The 23,791-nt window shown below is 42.5% G+C and carries 22 protein-coding genes and 1 pseudogene; 22 read left to right on the top strand and 1 reads right to left on the bottom strand.

Features of this window, described 5'->3' with window-relative positions:
- The first annotated feature begins 230 nt into the window (after window positions 1-230).
- From G575_RS0103035 to G575_RS0102930, 22 genes and pseudogenes are all read left to right on the top strand, one after another.
- Window positions 231-1,013 carry a sulfite exporter TauE/SafE family protein gene (locus tag G575_RS0103035; protein ID WP_027971398.1) on the top strand — a complete coding sequence of 261 codons (783 nt, stop codon included), beginning with the start codon at window positions 231-233 and terminating at the stop codon, window positions 1,011-1,013.
- 186 nt (window positions 1,014-1,199) lie between these two features.
- Entirely contained in the window at window positions 1,200-1,868 is a 669-nt protein-coding gene (larB, locus tag G575_RS0103030) for a nickel pincer cofactor biosynthesis protein LarB (protein ID WP_027971397.1), read from the top strand.
- A gap of 1 nt (window position 1,869) precedes the next feature.
- Window positions 1,870-3,167, top strand: a pseudogene (larC, locus tag G575_RS12420) (nickel pincer cofactor biosynthesis protein LarC).
- Window positions 3,160-4,185 carry a LacI family DNA-binding transcriptional regulator gene (locus G575_RS0103020; RefSeq protein WP_027971396.1) on the top strand — a complete coding sequence of 342 codons (1,026 nt, stop codon included), beginning with the start codon at window positions 3,160-3,162 and terminating at the stop codon, window positions 4,183-4,185. Before larC ends, G575_RS0103020 begins: the two are co-directional and overlap by 8 nt.
- A gap of 9 nt (window positions 4,186-4,194) precedes the next feature.
- Window positions 4,195-5,217 carry a FecCD family ABC transporter permease gene (locus tag G575_RS0103015; protein WP_027971395.1) on the top strand — a complete coding sequence of 341 codons (1,023 nt, stop codon included), beginning with the start codon at window positions 4,195-4,197 and terminating at the stop codon, window positions 5,215-5,217.
- A 3-nt stretch (window positions 5,218-5,220) separates the two neighbouring features.
- Complete coding sequence (locus tag G575_RS0103010; protein ID WP_027971394.1) at window positions 5,221-5,979, top strand: ABC transporter ATP-binding protein; 759 nt, start codon at window positions 5,221-5,223, stop codon at window positions 5,977-5,979.
- A gap of 26 nt (window positions 5,980-6,005) precedes the next feature.
- Window positions 6,006-6,959: an ABC transporter substrate-binding protein gene (locus tag G575_RS0103005; protein WP_027971393.1), complete on the top strand. Its 954-nt coding sequence runs from the start codon at window positions 6,006-6,008 to the stop codon at window positions 6,957-6,959.
- Window positions 6,956-7,501 (top strand): DUF924 family protein, encoded by a 546-nt coding sequence (locus tag G575_RS0103000; RefSeq protein ID WP_027971392.1) that lies wholly within the window; start codon window positions 6,956-6,958, stop codon window positions 7,499-7,501. Before G575_RS0103005 ends, G575_RS0103000 begins: the two co-directional genes overlap by 4 nt.
- Before the next feature lie 133 nt (window positions 7,502-7,634).
- A complete protein-coding gene (locus G575_RS0102995; RefSeq protein ID WP_027971391.1) occupies window positions 7,635-8,798 on the top strand; it encodes a diphosphate--fructose-6-phosphate 1-phosphotransferase in 1,164 nt (387 codons plus the stop codon).
- 15 nt (window positions 8,799-8,813) lie between these two features.
- Window positions 8,814-9,965 (top strand): class II fructose-bisphosphate aldolase, encoded by a 1,152-nt coding sequence (locus tag G575_RS0102990; RefSeq protein ID WP_027971390.1) that lies wholly within the window; start codon window positions 8,814-8,816, stop codon window positions 9,963-9,965.
- Window positions 9,966-9,969: 4 nt separating this feature from the next.
- Window positions 9,970-11,229, top strand: coding sequence for a glucose-6-phosphate isomerase (locus G575_RS0102985; RefSeq protein ID WP_027971389.1), 1,260 nt, complete (start codon window positions 9,970-9,972; stop codon window positions 11,227-11,229).
- 57 nt (window positions 11,230-11,286) lie between these two features.
- Window positions 11,287-12,093, top strand: a complete 807-nt coding sequence (gene larE / locus G575_RS0102980) for an ATP-dependent sacrificial sulfur transferase LarE (protein ID WP_037622548.1) — start codon at window positions 11,287-11,289, stop codon at window positions 12,091-12,093.
- Window positions 12,090-12,944: a triose-phosphate isomerase family protein gene (locus G575_RS0102975; protein WP_027971387.1), complete on the top strand. Its 855-nt coding sequence runs from the start codon at window positions 12,090-12,092 to the stop codon at window positions 12,942-12,944. Before larE ends, G575_RS0102975 begins: the two co-directional genes overlap by 4 nt.
- A 3-nt stretch (window positions 12,945-12,947) precedes the next feature.
- Entirely contained in the window at window positions 12,948-14,420 is a 1,473-nt protein-coding gene (locus G575_RS0102970; RefSeq protein WP_027971386.1) for a lactate racemase domain-containing protein, read from the top strand.
- A 113-nt stretch (window positions 14,421-14,533) separates the two neighbouring features.
- The gene (locus tag G575_RS0102965; protein WP_037622545.1) at window positions 14,534-15,319 is read left to right on the top strand and encodes an ABC transporter permease; all 786 of its coding nucleotides are present in this window, start codon (window positions 14,534-14,536) and stop codon (window positions 15,317-15,319) included.
- Window positions 15,295-16,086, top strand: a complete 792-nt coding sequence (locus tag G575_RS0102960) for an ABC transporter ATP-binding protein (RefSeq protein WP_027971384.1) — start codon at window positions 15,295-15,297, stop codon at window positions 16,084-16,086. Before G575_RS0102965 ends, G575_RS0102960 begins: the two co-directional genes overlap by 25 nt.
- 30 nt (window positions 16,087-16,116) lie before the next feature.
- A complete protein-coding gene (locus G575_RS0102955) occupies window positions 16,117-17,157 on the top strand; it encodes an ABC transporter substrate-binding protein (protein WP_027971383.1) in 1,041 nt (346 codons plus the stop codon).
- Between the two features lie 155 nt (window positions 17,158-17,312).
- Window positions 17,313-18,821 carry a sensor histidine kinase gene (locus tag G575_RS0102950; RefSeq protein WP_027971382.1) on the top strand — a complete coding sequence of 503 codons (1,509 nt, stop codon included), beginning with the start codon at window positions 17,313-17,315 and terminating at the stop codon, window positions 18,819-18,821.
- Window positions 18,814-19,479: a response regulator transcription factor gene (locus G575_RS0102945; protein ID WP_027971381.1), complete on the top strand. Its 666-nt coding sequence runs from the start codon at window positions 18,814-18,816 to the stop codon at window positions 19,477-19,479. Before G575_RS0102950 ends, G575_RS0102945 begins: the two co-directional genes overlap by 8 nt.
- A gap of 25 nt (window positions 19,480-19,504) precedes the next feature.
- Complete coding sequence (locus G575_RS0102940) at window positions 19,505-20,314, top strand: 6-phosphogluconolactonase (RefSeq protein WP_027971380.1); 810 nt, start codon at window positions 19,505-19,507, stop codon at window positions 20,312-20,314.
- A 13-nt stretch (window positions 20,315-20,327) separates the two neighbouring features.
- Entirely contained in the window at window positions 20,328-21,482 is a 1,155-nt protein-coding gene (gene nagA, locus G575_RS0102935) for an N-acetylglucosamine-6-phosphate deacetylase (RefSeq protein ID WP_027971379.1), read from the top strand.
- 12 nt (window positions 21,483-21,494) lie between these two features.
- On the top strand, window positions 21,495-22,475 hold the full coding sequence (locus G575_RS0102930) for an aldose epimerase family protein (protein WP_027971378.1): 981 nt from the start codon (window positions 21,495-21,497) through the stop codon (window positions 22,473-22,475).
- 68 nt (window positions 22,476-22,543) lie between these two features.
- Here G575_RS0102930 and G575_RS0102925 read toward each other — a convergent pair whose 3' ends face one another.
- Window positions 22,544-23,737, bottom strand: coding sequence for a cation diffusion facilitator family transporter (locus G575_RS0102925; protein ID WP_027971377.1), 1,194 nt, complete (start codon window positions 23,735-23,737; stop codon window positions 22,544-22,546).
- Window positions 23,738-23,791 lie beyond the last annotated feature (54 nt).

Below are 23,791 nucleotides of genomic sequence, written 5' to 3'. Positions count from 1 at the left end.
GTTTTAGAGCTGTGTTGTTTCGAATGGTTCCAAAACTACTCCAGTTACTTCACCAAACATACTTCTGTTTTAGAGCTGTGTTGTTTCGAATGGTTCCAAAACAATACCACGTAAATCTCCAGATTCTAAATATTTCAACGATTTAACAGCTAGAACCTGCAACGTTTTCGGAAATTCTCTTTATTTGTTTCTGTAATCTTGGTACAATGGCAATAAGTAGGAGGTTTCAGATGTCAGTAGGCCTATTGTATTTTCTGGTTATTATTTTTGCCAATACACTTGGTGCCATCTCGGGCATGGGTGGTGGTGTTTTAATCAAGCCCATTTTTGATCTCATAGGCGCGGATTCCTTAGCTGCTATCTCTTTTTTTTCAAGTGTTGCAGTTTTTACCATGTCTATTGTGTCCACTTATCGTCAGTGGAAAAATGGAGTAAGGCTTAATCTTTTTTGGCTGTTGATGATTGCCACGGGATCTCTTTTAGGTGGTTTGGTTGGAAATGTGGCTTTTGAGAGGCTTTTAGAGCGCTTAGAGGATGAGCATCAGGTGCAGTTGATCCAGATTGGCTTAACCATGGTCAGCTTGTTATTTGCCCTTGTGTACAATCGCTATAAGCTCAAAAGTTATCATTGTCAAAGCCCTTTTAGTTATTTGACTTGTGGTTTTGCTTTGGGATTCTTAGCGAGTTTTCTTGGAATAGGAGGAGGTCCTATCAATGTGTCGCTTTTGGTTTTCCTTTTTTCAATGGAGATGAGACTGGCAACAGTCTATTCGATTGCGATTATTTTCTTTTCGCAAGCAGCGAAACTTCTGACCATACTAACGGTGACGGGAGTTGATGCCTACCCCTTAAGTCGTCTCATTTTTATCATCCCAGCGGCGTGTTTAGGTGGTTATTTAGGAGCAATGGTGAGCAAAAGAATAAGGTCTGAAAATCTTGATAAGGTTTTTCAGCTTGTCATACTCCTTGTTATGGGAATCAATGCCTATAACGCTTGGCAGATATTAGGGTAAGGGCAACTATTCTACTGCCCGTAAGAGGAACTTATCAAAGAGTTTCCTCTTTTTATTTAAAATAGCATACAGAAGAGACTCTCATTAAATGAGGGTCTTTTTAAACGAAAACGTTTTCGTTTATTTGATTTATTTTTCCGAAAAACCATGTTAAAATAAATATATCAATATAGGTGGTTTGTTGGTATGAAATTATTACAAGCTTTTAGTCAGGTTGACCTCGATAGGGGGCAACTCAAAGGTTACCCAGAAATTGTCTATGGAGCTCACAAGACAGCTGAGCAGATTTTAGCTATTTCAAGAGAGATTGCTGCTGCGGGACAGCCTCTTTTGGTTACCCGATTGTCACAAGAAAAATATGAACAAATCGCCGATGACCTGCCAAATGGGCATTATCATGCAGGAGGAGAGATCTTTTACACGACTAATCATCCTTTGATGGCAAAAGGAAGTCTTGTCATTTTATCGGCGGGAACCTCTGACTTTAAAGTTGTGGAAGAGGCAGCTATAACGGCCCAGTGGTTAGGGTGTCAAACTAAGATTATTCAAGATGTAGGGGTAGCAGGCCTCCACCGTCTTTTGAGCCGTTTGGAGGAAATCCGACAAGCAAGTGTGGTCATTGTTGTTGCTGGTATGGAAGGGGCTCTACCTAGTGTGGTTTCGGGCTTAGTTGAAGTCCCTCTCATTGCAGTCCCAACCTCTGTTGGTTACGGGGCTAATTTAGAAGGCCTGACAACGCTGCTGGCTATGATAACGTCTTGTTCGTCAGGAATTAGCGTGGTTAATATTGACAACGGTTTCGGGGCAGCTTATCAAGCCGCCTTGATGATCAAACTCTTAAATAAGGAGATGTAAGATGACAAAGCTTTTCGTCGATTGCCAATACGGCATCGCAGGTGATATGTTTTTGGCAGCTTTGATAGATTTAGGGGCAGATGTGGATTATATTTGCACTCACTTAGAAGCACTTCCAATCTCCCATTTTTCGCTTGGGGTGGAGACTAAAGTTGATCAGGGAATTGCGGCCAAGCACCTGGTCTTGTCATTTGGCGAAACGCAGCATGAGATAGGGCACCAATCCTATGGTTCAGAGCAAGCCCACTCGCACAGTCACATTCATGACAACGAACACAGCCATGACTATTCTCATCATCCTTTACATGACCATGATGCCCATCACCATCATCATGATGCGGGTCATATCTTAGCTATGATTGAAGATAGTTGCTTACCAGAACGGGTCAAGGAGCGTAGCCTTGCCTTGTTTCGTGAGATTGCTCGCGCGGAAGCTAAGATTCATGGGCAAGCTATTGAGACAGTTCAGTTTCATGAGGTGGGGGCTATGGACTCCATCATTGATATTATCGGGGTTGCCTTAGCACTAGAGAATTTGGGTGTCGATGACTTGGTCTTTTCAAGTGTGGCGACAGGATATGGTAAGGTGCATATGGCACATGGCTTATACCCGATTCCTGCTCCAGCAACAGCCGAGATTTTAGTTGGCGTACCGCTCAATGATTTTGCTTGTCAAGGAGAATTGACTACCCCAACAGGTGCTGCCTTTGCTAAAGTTTTAGCCAACAGTTATGCCGAAAGTCCTAGTGCTGTTATTGAAAAAATAGGCTACGGTGCAGGTACTAAGGCCTTTGACCATCCTAATATCCTACGGGTTATGCAGGTAAAAAAAAAGAAGTGATTCAGGTCATTGAGTGTCAGATTGATGATATGACAGGTGAGGCTATGGGCTATCTGATGGACTTGTTGACCGAAGATAAGCGGGTTTTGGATGCCTATTATACCAGCATTCACATGAAAAAAAATCGTCCTGGAATCCTACTGACGGTTTTAACAACAGCCAGTCAGGCCAGTGCCGTAGCTGATCTGATATTACGTGAAAGCACGAGTTTTGGGGTCAGAATGTACCCTGTTGAACGGGAGATTTTAAGGCGGCGTTTTGAACAGCTGGATAGCCCTTATGGCAGATGTCAAGTTAAATTAGGTTTTTTAGGAGATGACTTGATAAAAGTTGTCCCTGAATACGAAGATGTCAAAGCGCTAGCCAAGAAATTTCATCTAGCCTTTACGCCTCTATATCAAGAATTAGCCGTGTTGGCAAGTGAAAAAATAGGTCACAAGGAGCCGTTAAATGAGTGAGGAAAAGAAAACAACCCTAAGGGATGTGGCTAAGCTTGCAGGAGTGTCCATCACAACAGCTTCTCGTGTGATTAATGGAGAAGCTAATAAGTCTGCCAGTGTCGCCGTTCAAAATCGTGTCTGGGAAGCGGTTAGGGCCTTGTCTTACGTTCCCAATAAGGCTGCTCAGGACTTGAAACGAAAAAAAACAAGTCAAGACAGCTCGGATAAGACCGTTACCTGTATTTTTTCCAGGACTGCGGATACGCAAAATGATCCCTTTTTCTCAGAAATTGCGAGAATGTTAGAGACTGAACTACTCAAAAGAGGCTATGTCATGAAGCTAGTTTTCTCGGCTTATCATTTAAGTGGTCAAGAGTTAGATCGCCTTCTAAGAGACGGAATTACCTCAGGGGTAGTGATTCTGGGGAAAATAGAGGAACACCATGTGGATATCATAAAACGCTATGCCAAGTATATCGTCTACACTGGGGTTAATCAGTTAAGATTTCCTATCGATCAGGTCATCTGTGATGGCTACGAAGCTGGTTGGCAAGCTATGGCGCATTTAGAAAAGCTTGGCTTTAATGACATTTACTATGTGGGTGAGGTGAAACAAGAAGTCAGGTTTACGGTGTTTTGCGACTACATTCGTAAAATGGGCATTAAAAATCAACATAAGGTCATTGAATGCGATTTTGCTGCTAGTTCAGCCTATTCTGCGATGAAAAAAGCACTTGAAAATGGCATTAAACCTAAGGCTATCTTTTGTGGCAATGACGTGACGGCACTAGGGGTCATTAAAGCGCTGAGAGAAGTAAATTTGACTATTCCAAAAGATGTGTCTATTGTCAGTATTGATGATATTGAGATGGCACAATATGCTGATCCCATGTTGACCACGGTTCGTGTGGATCGAGAGCTTTTGGGAAAATATACAGCCAATGCGATTATCAATCGTATTGAAAATGGTAATGATGTTCCAGTGAAAGTGGTATTGCCACCAAAACTGATTATTCGGGAGAGTACCAGGAAATAGGAGTAAGAGATGAAAGAAAGGGGCATCTATGTCGGCTTGTGTCTCATAGTAGTGATTAGTATGGTGTTTGCAGTGGGTATGGGGTCAGTTACTATCCCTTTACAGACAACCTATAGCATCATAAGTCATCACCTTTTTGGTCTATTTGATCCCTCTGATTGGTCTATGGTTCAGGACAATGTTATCTGGCAGCTACGCTTACCACGGGTAGTCATGGGTGCTTTTATCGGAGCAGCCTTGTCGCTTTCTGGGGTTTGTATGCAGGCTTTAACGCGAAACCATTTAGCAGAGCCTTTTATCCTTGGGGTTTCTTCAGGAGCTAGTGTTTTTGCGACGTTGGGAATCATCTTTGGGGCTTTTACCTGGTTAGGGACCTATGCCCTTCCATTTTCAGCCTTTTTAGGAGCGCTCGTATCCTTTATCTTAGTCTATTTGCTCAGTAGAATGAGAGGAGCAATCAATCTGTCTCATTTACTTTTATCTGGGGTAGTGGTGTCTATGATTTGTGATGCTTTGACAAAAGCCATCACTTTGAGTGCTCCAAATGCTCTGGGCCTACATCATGTCGAATTTTGGATGGCAGGTAGCTTGGCCAGTGTCAAATGGGACTATTTATTGCTACCAGGTTTCCTGATCAGTGTGAGTGTAGCCTATTTGTGGCTACATCATCGTTATTTGAATCTCTTGCTTTTTGGTGAGGAGACAGCAGAGAATTTAGGGCTCAATGTCAAGCGATTTCAGAAAATATTGATTGTTCTAGCTTCCCTACTCACAGGGATTAGTGTAGCGATCAGTGGTACCATTGGTTTTGTGGGTCTCATTTGTCCTCATTTTGCGAGACTATTGGTCGGCAGTGACCATAAGCGATTGCTTTTTGTGGCTGCAATGTTGGGTAGCCTTTTGGTCATCTGGGCAGATGTTCTTGCGCGTGTTATGATTGCTCCTGAGGAATTGCCTCTTGGGATTCTGACAGCTATTATTGGTGGCCCCTTCTTTATCTTCTTCTTAAAAAAGGGCAAGAAAGTAGGCTAATAAATGAAAATTGTAATGACAGATGTTAGAGCTGAAATCAACCGTTACATGGCTCTAAAAGGGATTGAACTCTCCTTTTCAGGTCAGAAAATGATTGGGATTATTGGGCCTAATGGCAGCGGAAAAACGACTTTGCTTAAAACCTTGTCTGGCTTACTGGCGTTGACATCAGGTGACATTAGTATCGATGGCCAATCCTTGACGGCATTTTCGGCTAAAGATTTGGCAAAGACCTTGTCTATCGTTAGTCAGGAACGGGAAAATCATTTTGATTTTACCGTAGCTGAGATTGTCATGATGGGGCGTTACCCTTACAAAGGTCTATTTGACCGAATTGACCAGGAAGACCAGGCGCAGGTATCAAAAGCGCTGGAAAAAACAGGATTATTGGCTTTGAAAGATCGTCCCTATAAGGATTTATCAGGAGGGGAACGTCAACGGACGATGATTGCTAGAACTTTGGCGCAATCGGCCTCCTTAATCATTTTGGATGAACCGACCAATCATCTTGATATGAATCACCAAATGAAACTCTTTGATTTATTGAAAGAAGAAGATAAGACGGTGATCATGGCTGTCCATGACCTCAATGTGGCTTTTAAATATTGTGATTATCTTGTCGTGATGCAGGAAGGTCAGATTGTGGCAACAGGTGAGCCTAAGCAGGTACTTTGTAGGGATTTATTGAAAGAGGTCTTTCATATTGATGTGGACATTGTTGTTCATGAGCCGACTAAGCAACCAGTACTTGTCTATTTATAAGCATTACACGAAGTGAGGAATATCTAGTGAAGCGATTTATAACAGCATGTTTAACCTTGTTTGTAACTATAGGGCTAGTAGCTTGTGCCAGCTCAAGCGAAGCCAAAAAGACTGCAGAAGAAAGCCCTGAGATTAGTCTTGACAACTATGGTCGCCAATTGACATTGACTCAGGTTCCGCAAAAGGTTCTTACCATTGGACCAAATGCGACTGAACTTTTTGTGGCCTTGGGTCTGGAGAATGTGATCATTGGCAATGCTTTGGATAATCACAGTAGGGGTCCCTTACCAGAATATAAAGAAGCCTATGATAAGATACCAGAGTTGACTTACGGCTCACCAACTAGAGAAGCTGTGCTTAGCAGTGGGGCTGATTTCATCTATGGGATTGACTGGGAATTTGGTAAAGAGGGTCTGGACATTGATGAATTAAGGACCTATGGCATTAGTACCTACCTTAACAGTGCTTCGACTATTGAGGAAGCCTTTCAAGAAATTGCGGATATTGGCCGTATTTTTGCCATCGAGGATCGGGCAAAAGACTTTATTGACCGTGAACAATCACGGCTGGCTAAGGTTAAAGAAAGTCTTCCGTCTTCTTCGGTTACCGTTTTGGTTTATGACAGTGGGCAAAATGGTGTCTTTACAGCAAGTCAGTCAAACTTTGAAAGTCGTCTGATAGAGGCAGCCGGCGGTCAGAATATCTTTTCTGATTTGACCAGTAAAGACTGGATAACCGTTAGTAAAGAAGAGGTTTTTGCGCGACATCCAGAAGTTATCATCATTCATGACTATGATGCTCAGACAGCGGATGAAAAGATTGCAGAACTTAAAAGCGATCCTGTCTTGGGCCAATTAGAGGCCGTCAAAAATGAACAATTTGTCGTGATTTCGCTAGAAAATGCTCTACCAGGGCCACGTATTGCAACAACTGTAGAAATTTTAGCTAAAGCTTTTCAAAATGTGGGGGAAAGAAAATGATTGTCCAAGCACAGGAGGTTTTAGCGTTTTGGTTCTCAGAAGACAATCGGCACCGTCACTTTGACAAGTCAGATGCCTTTGATCAGGAGATTCGCAGCCGATTTTTCAATACCTGGCAAGCGGCTAAGGCCGGAGAGTTATTTTCTTGGCGGCAAAGTTTAGCAGGGCGTATCGCAGAAATTATTGTACTTGATCAGTTTTCAAGAAATCTCTTTAGAGCATCTAAGGAGGCCTTTGAACAGGATGCTCTAGCGCTGGTTTTGGCTCAAGAGGCCATAAAGGAAGCTGGTTTTTGGGAGCTCGATGAGGACTTGAAAATTGCAGGCTTGATGCCCTTTATGCATTCAGAAAGTCGCTTGATTCACGAAGAAGCCCTTGTCTTATTTAGGAGACTTGGAAATGCTAAAAAGTTGTATTATGAGGAAAAACACAAGGCTATTATTGAACGCTTTGGGCGATTTCCTCACCGAAATAATTGTTTAGGTAGGAGCTCCAGCTTAGAAGAAATACAGTATTTGAAAGCGGAAGCTCCACATTTTTAAGAGTAAATGAAAACGTTTTCGTTGATAAGCTAGAGAATCCCGCTTTTAGAGTTTATAATTTAATATATAGAATACAATTAAACAAACATCAAGACTTGATGGTTGTTCTATCTTAAAAAGATTGGAGCAGGCAATGACAGAAAATGTACTAATTGTTCATGGCGGCGGTCCTACAGCGGTGATGAATGCCTCTCTTTATGGCGTTATCACAGCAGCTAGAGAATTGTGCAGTCACTCAAAGATTTATGCTGCACGCAACGGAACGGGAGGTCTGATTAGAGATGATCTGATTGATTTGACCCATGTGTCCGAGGAAGACTTGGAAAAATTAAAGAGTAGTCCAGGAACTGCGATTGGCACCTCGAGAGATCCTCTGGAGAGACGTGATTATGAGCGTATGTTAGAGGTCATCGAAAAGCACCATATTGGCTATGTCTTCTTTAACGGTGGCAATGGCACTATGGATGCCTGCGGTCATCTTTATGACCTCTGTCAGGAAAAAGGAAGTCTGGTTCGTGTCATGGGGGTACCAAAAACCATGGATAACGACCTTGCTATCACAGATCATAGTCCAGGCTTTGCTAGTGCTGCTCGTTACATTGCTCAAAGTGTCAAAGAGGTATGCTATGATGTTCGAAGTTTGCCCATTCATGTCGTGGTTATCGAGACTTCAGGTCGTAACGCTGGTTGGATAACGGCAGCAAGTTCTCTATCAGACCCGGAAGGCATTTATTGCCCTGATTTGATTTACCTACCAGAAGTGGCCTTTGATGAGCAGCAATTTCTAGTAGATGTGGCTGAAAAACTGAAAACGAAGTCAGGACTTGTGGTGGTTGCTAGTGAAGGGTTGAAAGATAAAGAGGGAAATCCGATTGTCAAACCCATTTTTAAAACCGACCGTGCCACTTATTTTGGGGATGTGAGTTCTCATTTGGCGAATTTGATTGTCAAGGAGCTAGGCTACAAGGCTAGAGGTGAAAAGCCAGGTCTACTAGGGCGGGCTTCTATTGCTCTACAAAGTCCTATAGATAGGGAAGAAGCGATTTTAGCAGGGCGTGTGGCGGTTGAAGCGGCTCTTTCTGGTCAGACTGGCAAAATGGTCGCTTTTGAGCGAGAGACTGGGGAGGCTTATGCGATAACCCCAGTATTGGTTGATATCAAGGAGGTTATGCTCCATGAGAAGACCTTACCAGCTCACTATATCAATGAGACGCAAAATGGGGTAACCCAAGCTTTTATTGACTGGTGTCAACCATTGATTGGTGCGGATTTACCTGAAATGATTTCATTTAATTAAGGAGATAAAGACAATATGTTAGTAACGTTACGAGATGTGTTAGCGACAGCTGATCGCTATGGCTATGCTCAAGGAGCTTTTAATGTCAATGCTGTTGCTCAAATTAAGAGTGTCATTGATGTCCACGCCCAATTACGGAGTCCAGCGATTATTCAAGGAGCCAACCTTGCTAATGGCTTTATGGGAGGTCGGATTGATTTCCAAAACTGTACGTTAGAAGAAAAGCGAAAAGGTGCCAAGAATATTGCAGATGCGGTTAAAAAATATGCTGCGGAAGTGGATATTCCAATTGTTTTACACTTAGACCACGGCAATGATTTTGATGCCTGTGTGGCAGCCATTGACGGTGGTTACACCAGTGTCATGATTGATGGCTCAAGCCACAGCTACAAGGATAATTTAGAATTGACCCGTGAAGTGGTCAAGTATGCTCATGCCCGTGGTGTCTCTGTTGAAGGTGAACTGGGAGTTATTGCCGGGGTAGAAGATGATGTCTTCAGTGACAAATCAACTTACACACATCCTCTACAAGCCATTGATTTCTTTAAAAAGACAGGGGTGGATGCTTTGGCTATTAGTTACGGCACTACTCACGGTCCAAATAAGGGCAAAAATACTAAAATTCGGAAGGAAATTCCGATTGCTATCAAAGAATGCATGCGTCATGAAGGGATTGAAGGTTTCTTAGTCAGTCATGGGTCATCAACCGTACCAAGCTACATTGTGGACGACATTAATCACTTAGGTGGTACCATCAGTGATGCTAATGGGATTGATGTCAAGCAGTTGATTGACGTTGCCCGTGTAGGCATCAATAAAATCAATGTGGATACGGATATTCGCATAGCAACGACTCGCAACATCCGCGAACTCTTTGCTAAGAAACCTGACTTACAAGACTCTCCGGCCATAGGTGAGATTTTCAAACTCTTAAAAGAACATCCTGAAGTGTCCGACCCCCGTGCCTTTCTTCACCCAATTATGGAGACTCTCATGTATGGCCACGTGCCATCAGATGATGTGGCAGCGATTGTTCATGCTATGGAAATGGCTGTTAAGGAAGTTGTAGGCACCCTCATCGTTCAGTTTGGAAGTGTCGGAAAAGCCAATCAGGTTACCCAACGGTCACTAGAAGAAATGGCTGATTGGTATAAGAGTCAAGAATGATGCTATGATTGATTTTCAAGTAACCTTTACCAATAAAAACCTTCAAGAGAAGTATCAGACCTATCTTGAAACGCATAGGTCTATTCTTGAGATGGTTTTGGATGACCAAGAGACCTTTTCAGATAGTTTGGGCTGGTTTTTCATAGATAAGTGGGCTAACCAGACGACGCTATCTCATATTAAAGCATTAGCAGAGAAGGTGAGTAACGACGCAGAAGTCTTTGTTCTCATAGGTGTCGGTGGTTCAAACAATGCTGCAAGAGCAGTTATAAAAGCCCTACAAACAGATGGGCCAGAAATTATCTATGCTGGCAATACCTTGTCGCCTTATCAGCTCCATAAAGTATTGAAGGCTCTAGATGGGAAATCGGTCTATCTTCATTGTATTGCTAAGAATTTTGAGACCTTAGAACCAGGTTCCTCCTTCCGTTTCTTGCGACAGTATCTCATAGATCGTTACGGTGAAAAAGAAGCTGCGCGTCGGATTATTGCCACAGGAACTCCAGGGGCTTCCTTAGAGCACCTTTGCCAAGAGCAAGGTTATGATTTTCTCGTTTTTCCAGAGGATGTGGGAGGACGCTTTACAGCCTTGAGTAGTGTAGGGCTCTTTCCGATGGCTGTAGCTGGTATTGATATTGTAGAGCTGGTTCGAGGAGCTAGGGCCATGCAGGAACAACTCCATACGAATCGTTCAACTGCTAATGTGGCTTATGCCTATGCGGCTTATCGTCAGTGTAGTTACCAAAATGGTTATGGTGTTGAAATGCTGGCGAGTTTTGAGCCTCAATTTCGCTGGTTTCATAAGTGGTGGTTACAGCTTTTTGGAGAAAGCGAAGGCAAAGACAATAAAGGCATTTTACCAACCTTTGCGGAGTATACTGAGGATTTACATGCCATCGGTCAATTTGTCCAAGAGGGCAGTCCGATACTGTTTGAAACTTTTCTAGCTGTTAAGGAAGCTAATGCTTCTCTCTGGGTGTCAGCTGATTCTAAAGGTGATGGTTTTGATTATCTCGATGGTAAGGACTTTTGGCAGATAAACCAGGTGGCTTTTGAAGCCACGCTCTCAGCTCATTCACAAAAACTCCCCTGTGGTCTTATCACGATGGGTGCCTTAGACGCTTATCATTTTGGACAGCTCTTTTACTTCTTTGCCTTTGCTTGTTATTTGTCCTGTCAGTTGATCGGGGTCAATCCCTTTGATCAGCCAGGAGTAGAGGCGTATAAGACCTTGATGTTTGAGCGTCTAGGAAAGCCTTCTTAGCGCCAAATTAAAGGGCTTTAGATATAAAGAAGGGGCTTAAAGGAAAGGAAGTTGATTATGTTAGAAGAGACATTGACACAAATCCTCAGGTCTTACGGGCGTCTAGCTGTTGCATTTTCTGGAGGCATTGACTCGAGCGTTCTCTTATTGAAGGCTAGGGAGATTCTGGGGAAGGAAAATGTTCTAGCTCTCATTATGGATTCGGAGTTGATAAAGTCATCTGACACGGAACATGCCATTTCCTTTGCGAAGCAGCATGATATTTGGTTTGAACTTGTGGAATTGAGAGAATTGCAGGTTGAGGCCATTTGTCATTATACGGTTGATAGTTGGTATTATAGCAAGTTACTCATGTATCACCGCATGCTAGAACGTGCCCGTCATCATCAGATTGAGCATCTAGCAGATGGCATGATTATGGATGATTTGGCAGATGTCAGACCAGGCATGAGGGCTCGAAATGAATTAGGCATTGTCAGTCCATTGCAAGAGGCTGGTTATTACAAAACAGACATTCGCAAGGCAGCAAAGGAAATGGAAGGGATACGTTGGAATCAACCGTCGTCCTGTAGTGTCTTTTCTCGCTTTCCTTATGGGAGCTTGATCACAGCTGAAAAGGTCAAACAGGTCATGGCAAGTGAAGCTTTTCTTGAAGCGCTAGGCTTTGTCCAAGTTCGTGTCAGGCATCATGGGACATTGGCTAGAATAGAAGTCCCAAAAGATCAACTGGATTATGCCTTTGATAAACGCCTTGACATTACTAAAGCTTTCAAAGACCTAGGCTTTGTACATGTAGCCCTTGACCTAGTAGGTTACGAGTCGGGCCGTATGAATGCTGAATTGGAGGAAAATCACACAACATGATACATATACATCTTAATTTAAAACGTTTTGATATTGAAAAGCACTTAGGTGGTGTCAATAGTTTATCTCAGCCTCAGCTTTGGGGGGAGACGATTATTAGTCAGGTAGCAGATCAGTTGACGGCAGTTAAAGAGACCTATCCTGATGTGGAATTTACCATTTACTTTCCAGAGGCGCATTTGATTGGGGCAGCTTCAGCTTTACCAGAACCATCCCCAATTATTCTTGGTTGTCAGAGTGTTTACCGTTCAGATACCGCTCCTGGAGGAAATTTTGGAGCCTTTACCAGTCACCGCACAGCCAATAGCATGCGACAGCTTGGGGTGCAGGGAACAATCATTGGTCACCTAGAAGAGCGTCTGGATAAGAAAGGCATTTTAGCTCAGGCAGGTGTGACAGATTTTTCAGCAGTTAACCATCTCCTAGGTCAGGAAATTTGCTCTGCTCAGGCAGCTGGGATGCAGGTTCTTTATTGCATCGGTGAAACCTTTGAGGAAAGGGAAAATTGGCAGGAGGTCTTAGAAGAGCAATTAAGAGTTGGTTTAGAAGGTGTCGATTTGAGCAAGGTCATGATTGCTTATGAACCTGTTTGGGCTATTGGCCCAGGAAAGACACCACCGACTAGTCACCAAGTCGAAGAGGTGGTCACCTACATCAAGAGCCTTTATCCAAGTCTGGATGTTCTTTACGGAGGAGGGCTTAAGTCTGATAATGCAGCCAGCTTAGCTCAGATTAGCTCCTTAGATGGAGGGTTGATTGCTTTGACGCGCTTTACAGGAGATATTGGCTTTTATCCCGAAGAATACCTGGACATTGTAGACCTATTTTTAAAAGAAAGAAGAGAGGCTTGACACATGAAAATTGATTTTGAATACGGTCATGGGACGATGACTGCTGATTTACCAGATACCACGGATATTTTCATCCCAGGAGAGACGGTTGCAGATCCAGAGTGTCTGCCTGAAGATCAGATTGAAGCTGCGACCCTGGACTCGATCCGCAACCCGTTAGGTATGCCACCGTTGACAGAATTGGCCAAACCTGGAAGTAAAGTCACCATCGTCTTTCCTGACCGGGTCAAAGGTGGGGAGCAGGCAACAGCTCACCGCAAGGTATCTATCAAGCTGATTTTACAAGAGTTGTATAGTGTTGGTGTTAAAAAAGAGGATATTCTGTTGATTTGTTCAAATGGCCTTCACCGCAAGAATACTGAGAAGGAAATTCTCGGTGTTCTAGGCCCAGACCTCTATCATCAATTTGCGCCAACTGGTCAGATTATTAACCATGATAGCGAAGACTATGAGCATCTGGTTGATCTTGGTAAAACCAAGCAAGGTGATCCTGTTATCATGAACAAGTATGTTTATGAAAGCGATGTGGCCATTTTGATTGGTCATACTCAAGGGAATCCTTATGGTGGCTATTCAGGTGGCTACAAGCACTGCTCGACAGGGATTACCCACTGGAAATCGATAGCGTCTCATCATGTGCCAAAGGTCATGCACCGAAAAGACTTTGTACCTGTGAATAATAACTCATTGATGCGCCACAAATTTGATGAAATCGGTATGCACATGGAAGAAAAAATGGGGAAAAAGTTTTTCTGCTGTGATGCTGTTTTAGACACCAAATCTCGTCAGATTGAAATCAATAGCGGTGCTGCCGATGAGGTTCAAAAAAAGGCATGGAAACTAGGAAATGCCAGAACCTATGTGCCATTTGCTGAGAAGAAGTACGACATTATTGTCTTTGGTATGCCTCAATTCTTCCACTATGGTGATGGTATGGGGACAAACCCTATCATGCTCATGCAGGCTCTTTCAGCTCAAGTCATTCGTCATAAACGCATCATGAGTGATAATTGTGTCTTTATCTGTGCTAGCACCTGCAATGGATATTTTAATGAAAGCTTGTGGCCGTATTTGCCGGAACTTTATGATCTGTTCCAAAAAGAGGGAAATACCTTGGTTGACCTCAATCAATATGGCGAATATTTTGCTACTAATGAAGAGTATATTCGCAAGTATCGCTATGCACACGCCTTCCATCCTTTCCATGGCTTTAGCATGATTTCCTGTGCTCACTTGGCGGAAAAACACACCGCAGCCATCTATCTTGTGGGAGCTGAAAAACCAGGCTATGCGCGTGGTATGGGCTTGAAGACCAGAGCTACCTTTGAAGAAGCTTTGGAAGATGCTAAGAAAAAATTTGTTGGTCAGGAGCCAAATATCCTTGCCTTGCCAAAAGCCTTTAAAACAGCAGCAGTCCATCTGATGATGAAAAATGACCTGCCCCCTATGACGCCTCGTTATGAGGAGAATCATTAAGGTTTGCTCAAAAAAATAGCTAAGATGAGAAAAAGTATGATAGAAAATCCGACTTGTTTTTCAAAATGATAGCGTTTACAATATCATTGACAAATACATTAGGAGGTGCCTGTGTGAGAAAAAAATCACTTATTAAAAATGCCAAGTTAGAAAAATACGCTTGGCTAACCTTGTCGCTAGTCGTCGCTGTGATTGTTTGGTGGCTCTTGTCTATCAATGAAAAAACAGCTCGTAGCTTCCCAAATATGTTTTTGGTTTGGGAGTCGCTCTTTAAAATGATAGAACGAGGGGTATTCTTTGAAGATATCAAATCAAGTATGATTTCTGTCTTTTTAGGCTTCTTAGCTGGTTTTGTGATATCAGTCCCTAATGCTATGGTGATGGCATGGTATGTGCCTTATCGCAATATTGTGGAGCCTTGGATACAGTTTATCCGAAATATCCCACCGCTAGCTTATGTTCCATTGGTGGTTATTTCAGCTGGTGTAGGGCGTCTGCCTCAGGTGATTGTCATTACGATTGCGACCTTCTTGACCATGACTATTACCATTTATCAAGGGGTCATCAATATTGATCCAACCTTGATTAAAGCTGCGCGAATCTTAGGAGCATCAGATATGGATATTTTTAAACGTATCCTAATACCAGCCTCTCTACCATTTGTCATGACGGCCATTCGTTTGGGAACATCGGTAGCCTTAACAACTTTGATTGCCGCAGAATCAACAGGTGCATCAGCTGGTTTAGGGATGCGTATCAGGTCACTTAACAACTCCTTTGATTCACCACCTATGCTACTCTACATTTTAATTATTGGAATTATCGGTATGGTTGTCAATAAACTGGTTGCTTTGATGGAAAGGAGGTTAACTGGATGGCAGGAGAAACAAGAGCTGTAAAAGTCAAAATTGATCATGTGGTCAAGTCATTTCCCACACGAAATGGAGAAGTTGTTGCCTTAAATGGGGTTGATCTAGATATTTACGAGAATGAATTTATCACCGTTGTAGGACCATCAGGCTGTGGGAAATCGACCCTGCTAAATATCATTGCAGGTCTGTCTCAACCGACATCTGGTAAAGTTTACTGCGATGGCAAAGAAGTTGTTGGGACAGGAACCGATAGGGGTGTCGTTTTCCAACAATATGCTCTCTTTCCTTGGCTAACCGTTAAGAAAAATGTCATGTTTGGCCTTGAAATGCAAGGAAAATCTAAGGCTGAAGCAGCAGAAATAGCAGAGCGATACATCAAGATGGTTGACTTGCAAGATTTCGCAGATCACTACCCTAAAGAACTCTCAGGAGGGATGAAACAGCGCGTTGCCATTGCCAGAGCTTATGCTGTCAACCCTTCGATTCTACTGATGGATGAGCCCTTTGGCGCCTTAGATGCCCAGACTAGAACTCAGCTTCAAGAAGAACTGATCAAAACTTGGGAAAAAGAGAAGAAAACTTGTTTCTTTATCACACATGATGTTGATGAAGCCATTATTTTAGGAAGTCGTGTCATTATTATGAGTGCACGTCCAGGTCGTATCAAGGAAATTGTCCCAATTGATATTCCTCATCCACGAGACCAATCCACAAAACTCAGTAAGGAGTTTTTAGACATCAAAAATTATATTTGGTCTCAGGTCTATGAAGAATATTTAGAAGTCAGAAAGTAGTAACATAAGCAAAAATGAAAGGAGTTCATTATGTTTCACTTTAACACACGGAAATTTTTCCGTTCCACTCTTTGCCTAATGGCAGCTTTTGGCTTGGCTGCCTGCTCTTCAAGTTCTACTAAGGAGGAGAAAACGACAGAGGCAGCAACACCGACATTAGAAACTATCAATATTGCTTACATGCCTAACTACGCAAGTTTGCATGATATTATTGCTGGTGTCAATTCAGGCATTTTCAAAGAAGAAGGTCTAGATGTGAAGTTGGTTGAATTTGCTGATGGACCAACCATCATCGCAGCCATGGAGTCTGGAACCATTGATATTGGTAATATCGGACCAGGTGCTCACAAACTTCCAATTGAAGGCCGAGCAGAAGTCATTTCCTTCTCACAACTCGGAAATGCTGATGAGGTCATTGGTCGTAAAGATAAAGGTGTCAATACTTTAGCAGACTTGAAAGGTAAAAAAATTGCCTCTGCATCAGGAACATCTGCTGAAACCATCCTAAACTTAGCCTTGGCTGAAGCAGGTTTGACGGCGAGTGATGTTGAAATCGTCGATATGGATGCCTCTGCAATTGTAACAGCGATGATTTCAGGCTCTATTGATGCCGCAGCAACTTGGTCACCAAATACGACTGCCATTAAAGACCAACTAGGTGATTCAGCCGTGTCACTTGCAAATAATGTGCGCTATGCCAAAGAATTCCCATCAATTGCTTCTTACGCAACAACTCCAGGCTATTCTGAAAAGAATAAAGATAAGGTCGCTAAATTCTTAAAAGGCCTTTATCGTGCTATGGATTACCGTGCAGAGCATGAGGAAGAAGTGGCAGAGTGGACTGCAAAACAAATCGGTGGTGATGTTGAGACCATCAAAGCTCAGCTCAATGATGGTGACTGGTTAACTAGTAAAGAAATCAAAGAGCTAATCGATAGTGGAGATATGAAAATCTACTATGAAAAACAACAAGAAAACTTCCTGAAATCAGGTGCAGTAAGTAGCTCACGCGACGTCACAGAATATGTTTTCTTTGATCAAATGAGTGAAGCACTAAAAGCAATCCAATAATAGCTCAAGATTGGCTTTGCTTTGAGAAATGAGTGGTCCTATCAATAGAGTAGTCTGCAGGGGAGCTTTCTCCTGCGCTACTCTCTTTCGCTTTAGAAAAGGTTGTGAGGCTCTGTTTCAGGGCAAGGTGAACACATTGTCAGAAAGGAGAAGGTATGCTTATTTTTCTATTGCTCTTTTTTGTGATAGTATCAGCCATCTTGCCTTTCTTTTATCGGTCAAGGGAGGCAGTCGCCATCTCTTGTTTGCTTCTTAGTGTGGTGTTAACCATTGGAGCAGTGGTCATCTATATTGCTAAAAAAGGTGGCATTGAAGATGATTTTATCGCCTTTTTCTTTCTGAACAAAGGCATGAGAGATAGCTTGCGCTATTTGCCGTTAAGCCTTTACCAACTGGGTTTTCTTTTGGCTATAGGGAGGTGCTTTTTCCCTTATTTCTTGCTTAAAGTTGCCGTTTCTTATTCGCTTTCTCAAAAGGCTAGGAGCTTAATGCCTATCTTTAAATGGATTAGCCTGATCAATCTAAGCCTCCTAATGCTATCAAGCCCCCCCATCTACACTTATTTAATCACGGTCCCAAGGATTATGGATGTTGTCATAAGGTTGGTAAATGTGACCTTGATAGGCATGGTGGTTTTAGCTTTGGGGATTATTTATAAGGAGCTGGTTGCCATAGAGCTTATCATCTTTAAAAGGCAATTCTTCCTGTTTTCGCTTTTGGTGACATCAGTAACAGGGCTATACTTGCTCTATTTTGTTCAGGAGCCGGGGCAAATTTATTATTTTTATTTGTCCAATTATGTTTGGCAGCAAGGTGTTTTCTATTTACGGGCTTTATTGCCAATCCGTCTATATTACCTTTTAGTCTTTGCCACGATTATCGTGACAGTATTAGGTGCTATTGGTCTTGTTCGTTACATCCAAGGTGCCATCCAAGTGACCCGTCAGGAAGTTGCTATTCGAAAAAAAGCCCAGTTGATTGCACCAGCGACTTCGATGTTTATTCATGGGATGAAAAATCAACTCCTATCACACCAAATCCTAACAAGGAGATTAAAAAAAGCCTGGCAGGAGGGGGCTTCAGAAAAAGAGATAGACAAATACATCACAGCCCTAGAGCAGGATGTGTCTGAAAGTCTTGATAAAATCAACCGCTTTTACAAATCCTTACGTGTCAATACTTCCTATCTGGTGCCTGTAAAGGCTAATCTAGTCTTAGAACAAGCTATTACGCTTTTTCATCAGCAGTATCCCAGTCGAGAGGTTCAATTAAGTTGTCTGGTTGATACCTATATTTTGGCAGACCAAGCGTTGTTAAGCGAAGCAATTGCCAATCTACTCGCCAATGCACACGAAGCTATTTTGCAAAAGGGGGACAATCAGTCAGGGAATATTATGCTGAACTTACGAAATGTGCGTGCTTTTACGGTCATTGAAGTCAAGGACAACGGCTGTGGTGTCAGTAAGCGACATTATTCTAAAATTTTTGAACCCTTTTACTCACAAAAAAACTCGTCAACAAACTGGGGGATGGGCCTCTACTTTGTTCGTGGCATTTTAAAGGACCATTTTGGAGGTATTTATTGTGACAGTAAGCTTGGGGTGGGAACGACTTTTACCCTTTATCTTCCAAAATATCAAGTAGGAGGAAAGACCAATGATTGATGTCATGATTGCTGAAGATATGCCTTTCATCTTAGAAGATTTGGCAGAGGCAATCGATCAGCATCCCTCGTTTCAAGTGACGGGTAGAGCTAAGACAGGCGAGGGGATTATTGATCTTGTTAAGCACAATCCACCAGATTTAGTTCTTATGGATATTGAAATGGAATCCATGAATGCGGGAATTTTAGCAACAGAAGCCATAGGGGACTTAGGTCTTAAGACGCAAGTCATTTACTTAACGGCTCATGAAAGTCGAAAGACCATACTGACAGCCATGGCTACGCCAGCTGTTGATTACATTGTCAAAGGTGTTGACTACGAGAAGATTTTTCAACATATGGAGGCAGTAGTAGAAGGGCATCCTTTGATGGAAGGTGTTGCACAAGAAGTCCTCATTCAAGAATATAAACGCCTACAGAAGTCCGAAAAAAGTTTACTCTTTTTTATCACAAACCTATCGCGATTGACGGCTTCTGAACGGGAAATTATCAAACTCCTTTTAGAGGACTGTAAGATTTCTGAAATGGCTCGCCTACGCTATGTAGAACCCGTTACAATTAAAACTCAAATGACCTCTATCCTGAAAAAATTCGGTGTTCGTCGCAGTAAGGAAGTGGTCCAGACCATTCGCGATTTGAATTTAGAACACCTTTTTTAATGATGACATACAGAATGGAGACACCATGAAGCCTTATTATCAATACAAAAACCAAGAACTCATCAGCCATAGTCGCATTCCTTTGATTATCGCTAGTGATAATGACCAGATTTTTAAAGCATTGGCTCAAGAGATGGTAGCCACCATCGAGGCAAATAATGCTAACAATCAACCCACGGTTATCATTTGTCCTGTTGGGCCAATTGGTCATTACCCTTATTTTGTTGATATGGTCAATACGAAGAAACTTTCTTTACACTCTGTTTGGTTTATCAATATGGATGAGTACCTAACAGCAGATAAAGAATGGGTTCTAGAAGACCATCCGCTTAGTTTCCGTGGTTTTATGAAAAGGACAGTCTATAGCCAGATTGACAAAGACTTGGTGATGCCAGAGAGTCAGCGTCTTTTTCCTGATCCGCTTGACCTTAGTCTTGTGGAACGTACGATTTCGCAACTTGGGAAGGTTGATCTGTGTTTAGGAGGGATCGGAATCAATGGTCACGTGGCTTTTAATGAACCAGAGCCTAACTTAAGCCATCAAGCCTTTATGGATTTACCGACTAGGGTGTTACCTATTGCTCCTGAGACACGAGCCATCAATAGTGTCGGGGATTTAAGAGGTGCTATTGAAGATATGCCAAGGGATTGTGTTAGCATTGGGATGCGTGAGATAATGAAGGCTAAAAAAATTCGGCTAGGTGTGTTTCGTGACTGGCATTACGCAGTGATTCGAAGAGCGGTTTGTGCTCAGCCAAGTCCTGAATTTCCAGTAACCCTGTTACAGTCTCACCCTGATATTGAGATTTACCTGAATAAAGATTTAGCAAACTAGAGAGGAGTAGGTGATGACGAGACAAGTGATAAAAAATGGTCAGGTCTATCGACATGGCCACTTTGAAACCGTAGATATTGTGATTGAAGATGGTGTTTTTAGATTATTTGGAAAAGGGATAGAAGATGATTTGGCAGAAGTTATTGATGCAGAAGGTCAGTTGATTGTCCCAGGTTTCTTTGACATTCATACGCATGGTGGTTACCATGTAGACTTTAACCATGCCAGTCCAGAAGATTTGGACAAGGTTAGCCACTTTTTTGCTAGCCAAGGAACAACCTATGCCCACATGTCATTGGTGACAGATGAACGTTCCCAGATTGAGGCTTGTATCGATGCTTATAATAGTTATAGTGATACTTCTACTCAGCTTATCCGGGGGATTCATCTGGAAGGGCCATTCCTATCACATGAATACAGAGGCTCTATGCCAGCGCATTTGCTAGTGGATTTTGATGCCAAGATGCTAGAAGAGTTGCAAAGGCGGGCTAGGGGGGCTGTCCACTATATTACTTTAGCACCCGAAGTGCCTGGCGTTCTAGAAGCCATTCCATGGATACGGAGCTTAGGAATAAAAGTTTCCATTGGGCATTCAGCTGCCAGCTATGACATTGCTTGCCAGGCCATTGAGAAGGGAGCTGAGACTTGTACCCATACCTTCAATGCCATGCGGCTTTTCCATCAGCATGAACCAGCGATTATGGGAGCAGTCCTCGAAAAGGATGCTGTTTACTGCGAAGCTATTTGTGACGGTAGACACCTTCATCCAGGAACTGTCCGCATGCTATTAGCAGCTAAAGGGTGGGACAAGGTGATTGCCATTACGGACTCCATCATGGCTGCCGGCTTGCCAGATGGCAATTACAAACTCGGTGTCAATGATATCGTAGTCATTGATGGGGATGCCCAGTTAGCAACAGAAAAAGTGCGTGCTGGAAGTACCTTAACAACCATTCAAGCCTTACGCAATATTTGTCACTATACGGGTGAGTCGCTTGAAAAAGTCCTGCCACTTTTAACGGAAAACCCAGCCAGAATGCTCGGTGTTTTTGACCGCGTCGGTTCTATTGATTATGGCAAAGCAGCAGATATGGTATTTCTAAACCCAGAACTTGAGGTGCAAAAGACCTTGATGGGAGGCCGGGTCGTTTATTCGATTGATCAGTAAGGTGGAAGCTTTATGTATCGTATTGAAACAGAAGATTTTGGTTTATCTTCCAAAACTTATCGCCTGAAAAATGCTAGGGGCATGCAGGTTGTCTTGACAGATTTTGGTGCCCGAATCGTTCAAATTTTGTTACCTGTCGAGGAAGATGGAAGCCTTAGAAATATTTGTCTAACACGCCATTCGGCAGAGGATTATCAAACAACACCTTACATTGGTGCAACAGTGGCACCAGTAGCAGGTAGGCTTTTTAGCCATCAGGTTGCTATTGATGGTAAGGTCTTAAATCTGGCGGAAAATGGTCCAGGTTTTTCATTGCATTCGGGGCCACAATCAGCCAGTATGCAGATTTGGGCATGTGATATTTTTCCTGAGAACAACCAACTGGTGTTTAGGTTGACCCTAGAAGATGGTTATAATGGCTTTCCTGGTCCTATTCATTTGACAGCAACCTATACCTTGACTGAGGATAATTGTCTAGAAGTGCGCTATAAGGGAGTCAGTCCCAAAAAGACCCTTTTTAACCCTACCAACCATGTCTTTTTTAACTTAACAGGACATTTTTTTGAATCCATTAAAGACCATCAGTTTCAAATCTCGGCTAGTCGAGTTGTGGTCTATGATGAAAACGGAAAAGGAGTAGGCATTCGTCAGGTGGCTGATAGCCCTTATGATTTTAATCGAACCAAAAGAATAGGTCAAGCCTTGCAAGAAAAAGATGAACAGCTAGCATTGCTAGGAGGTTTTGACAATTGCTGGATTTTAGATCATCCTCATCAGGCGGCTAGTATTACTAGTCCAGATGGCAAAATAGGTCTTTCGGTTGCCACAAATCAGGATGGTCTCATCATCTACACTTACAACCATAACAACCCCGCATTAGCGATCAAACAAGGTGTCTTTAGTCTGGAATGCCTTGCCTCTATAGAGCAAAGTCACATCATTGAGGCACAAGAAGAAGTTGAATCTTGGACAAAGTATACTTTCGACTATTGAAAGTAGAGGGCTTGAAAACTTTTATCTGCTAAATTGATGCTATAAAGGCTAGGACAAAAGTCCTAGCCTTATTGGTTTATTTTAGTGATCTGATGGAAAATCAAATACCATTTTTCATGGCGGCGCCAAATGCTCGTATGGTGGTGACCGTCAAGCTGATAGGTGATAAGTTTGGTTTTTTGACTAACAGAAGTCATCTTAAAGTACTGAAAATGACTGAGATAGTGCTTGTCTCTTGCGATGACTTGTTCTTTATTGAGCAGGGAACCGTCGCGATCAATGAGTTTAAAGTCATCTGCTAGAAAGACTTGGTAATCAGGGATTTTTGACAGAATGATTTTTTCGTTTTTATACAGTTTGTGGTAGACATTTTCAAAAATCTCATCCTCTGGAATGGGAGCAGGCTCCACATGAATATCAATGTCATAAACCTCGAAACGATGGCGAAGCAGTTGTTCCACTTTTTCAGTAATTTCATGACTCTCGTAAACCGAGAGGTCCGGATTCATCTCTAATACAATATCTAAATAGATGTTACTGCCATAAGTACGACCACGTTGAGATTTAACGGCGTAAATCTTTGGAATTTCCAAAATGGCAGCTTCATAGGCTTTTAAATGCTTGTCATCAAAACCATCAGATAAACTGAAAGTGGCGGCCATAAAAATATCGTAGGCCGTTTTCAAAATAAAATAAGTAATAAGCAGGGCAAATAAATTGTCTAACCATAATAAATTGACGGAGCTTGCTAGGATTGCCAGAGAAGTCCCGATAGATGTCACAGCATCGGATAGGTTATCCTTAGCTGAGGCGGCCAAGGCAGAGGATTGGACCTTTTTTGACAGGTTTTTATTATAGAGATAGACTCCTGACATGACAAGAGCGGAGATTAGCCCTACGATAGCCCCTTCAAGGTCAATAGCAGAGCTACTTTTAGATAAAATCTTTTCAATGGTTTGAATAAGCACCTGAATCCCCACCGTAAACATGATGAAGGAGGTGATGAGACTGGATAAATCTTCAATTTTCCAATGGCCGAACTTGTGGTCTTCATCAGCTGGTTGGCTGGCAAGGTGGAGTCCAATGAGCAGAGCAACGTTTCCCACAATATCAGAGAGGTTATTGAAGCCATCCGCGATAAGAGAGCTTGAATTTAACCAGTAACCAAAACTCAATTTGGCTCCACTTAAGAGTAGGTAGGCCATGATAGAAAGAATCGGACCACGTTTAGCTAGACGAAATTGATTAGTGTGACTTGTCATAATGCCTCCAGATGCGGGATTTAACTATTATATCATAGCCAGGCGAGGACTTCA

It is taken from the genome of Streptococcus plurextorum DSM 22810 (assembly GCF_000423745.1).
GTDB classification, from domain to species: Bacteria; Bacillota; Bacilli; order Lactobacillales; family Streptococcaceae; genus Streptococcus; species Streptococcus plurextorum.
This window is presented reverse-complemented; position numbering and strand designations above follow the sequence as displayed.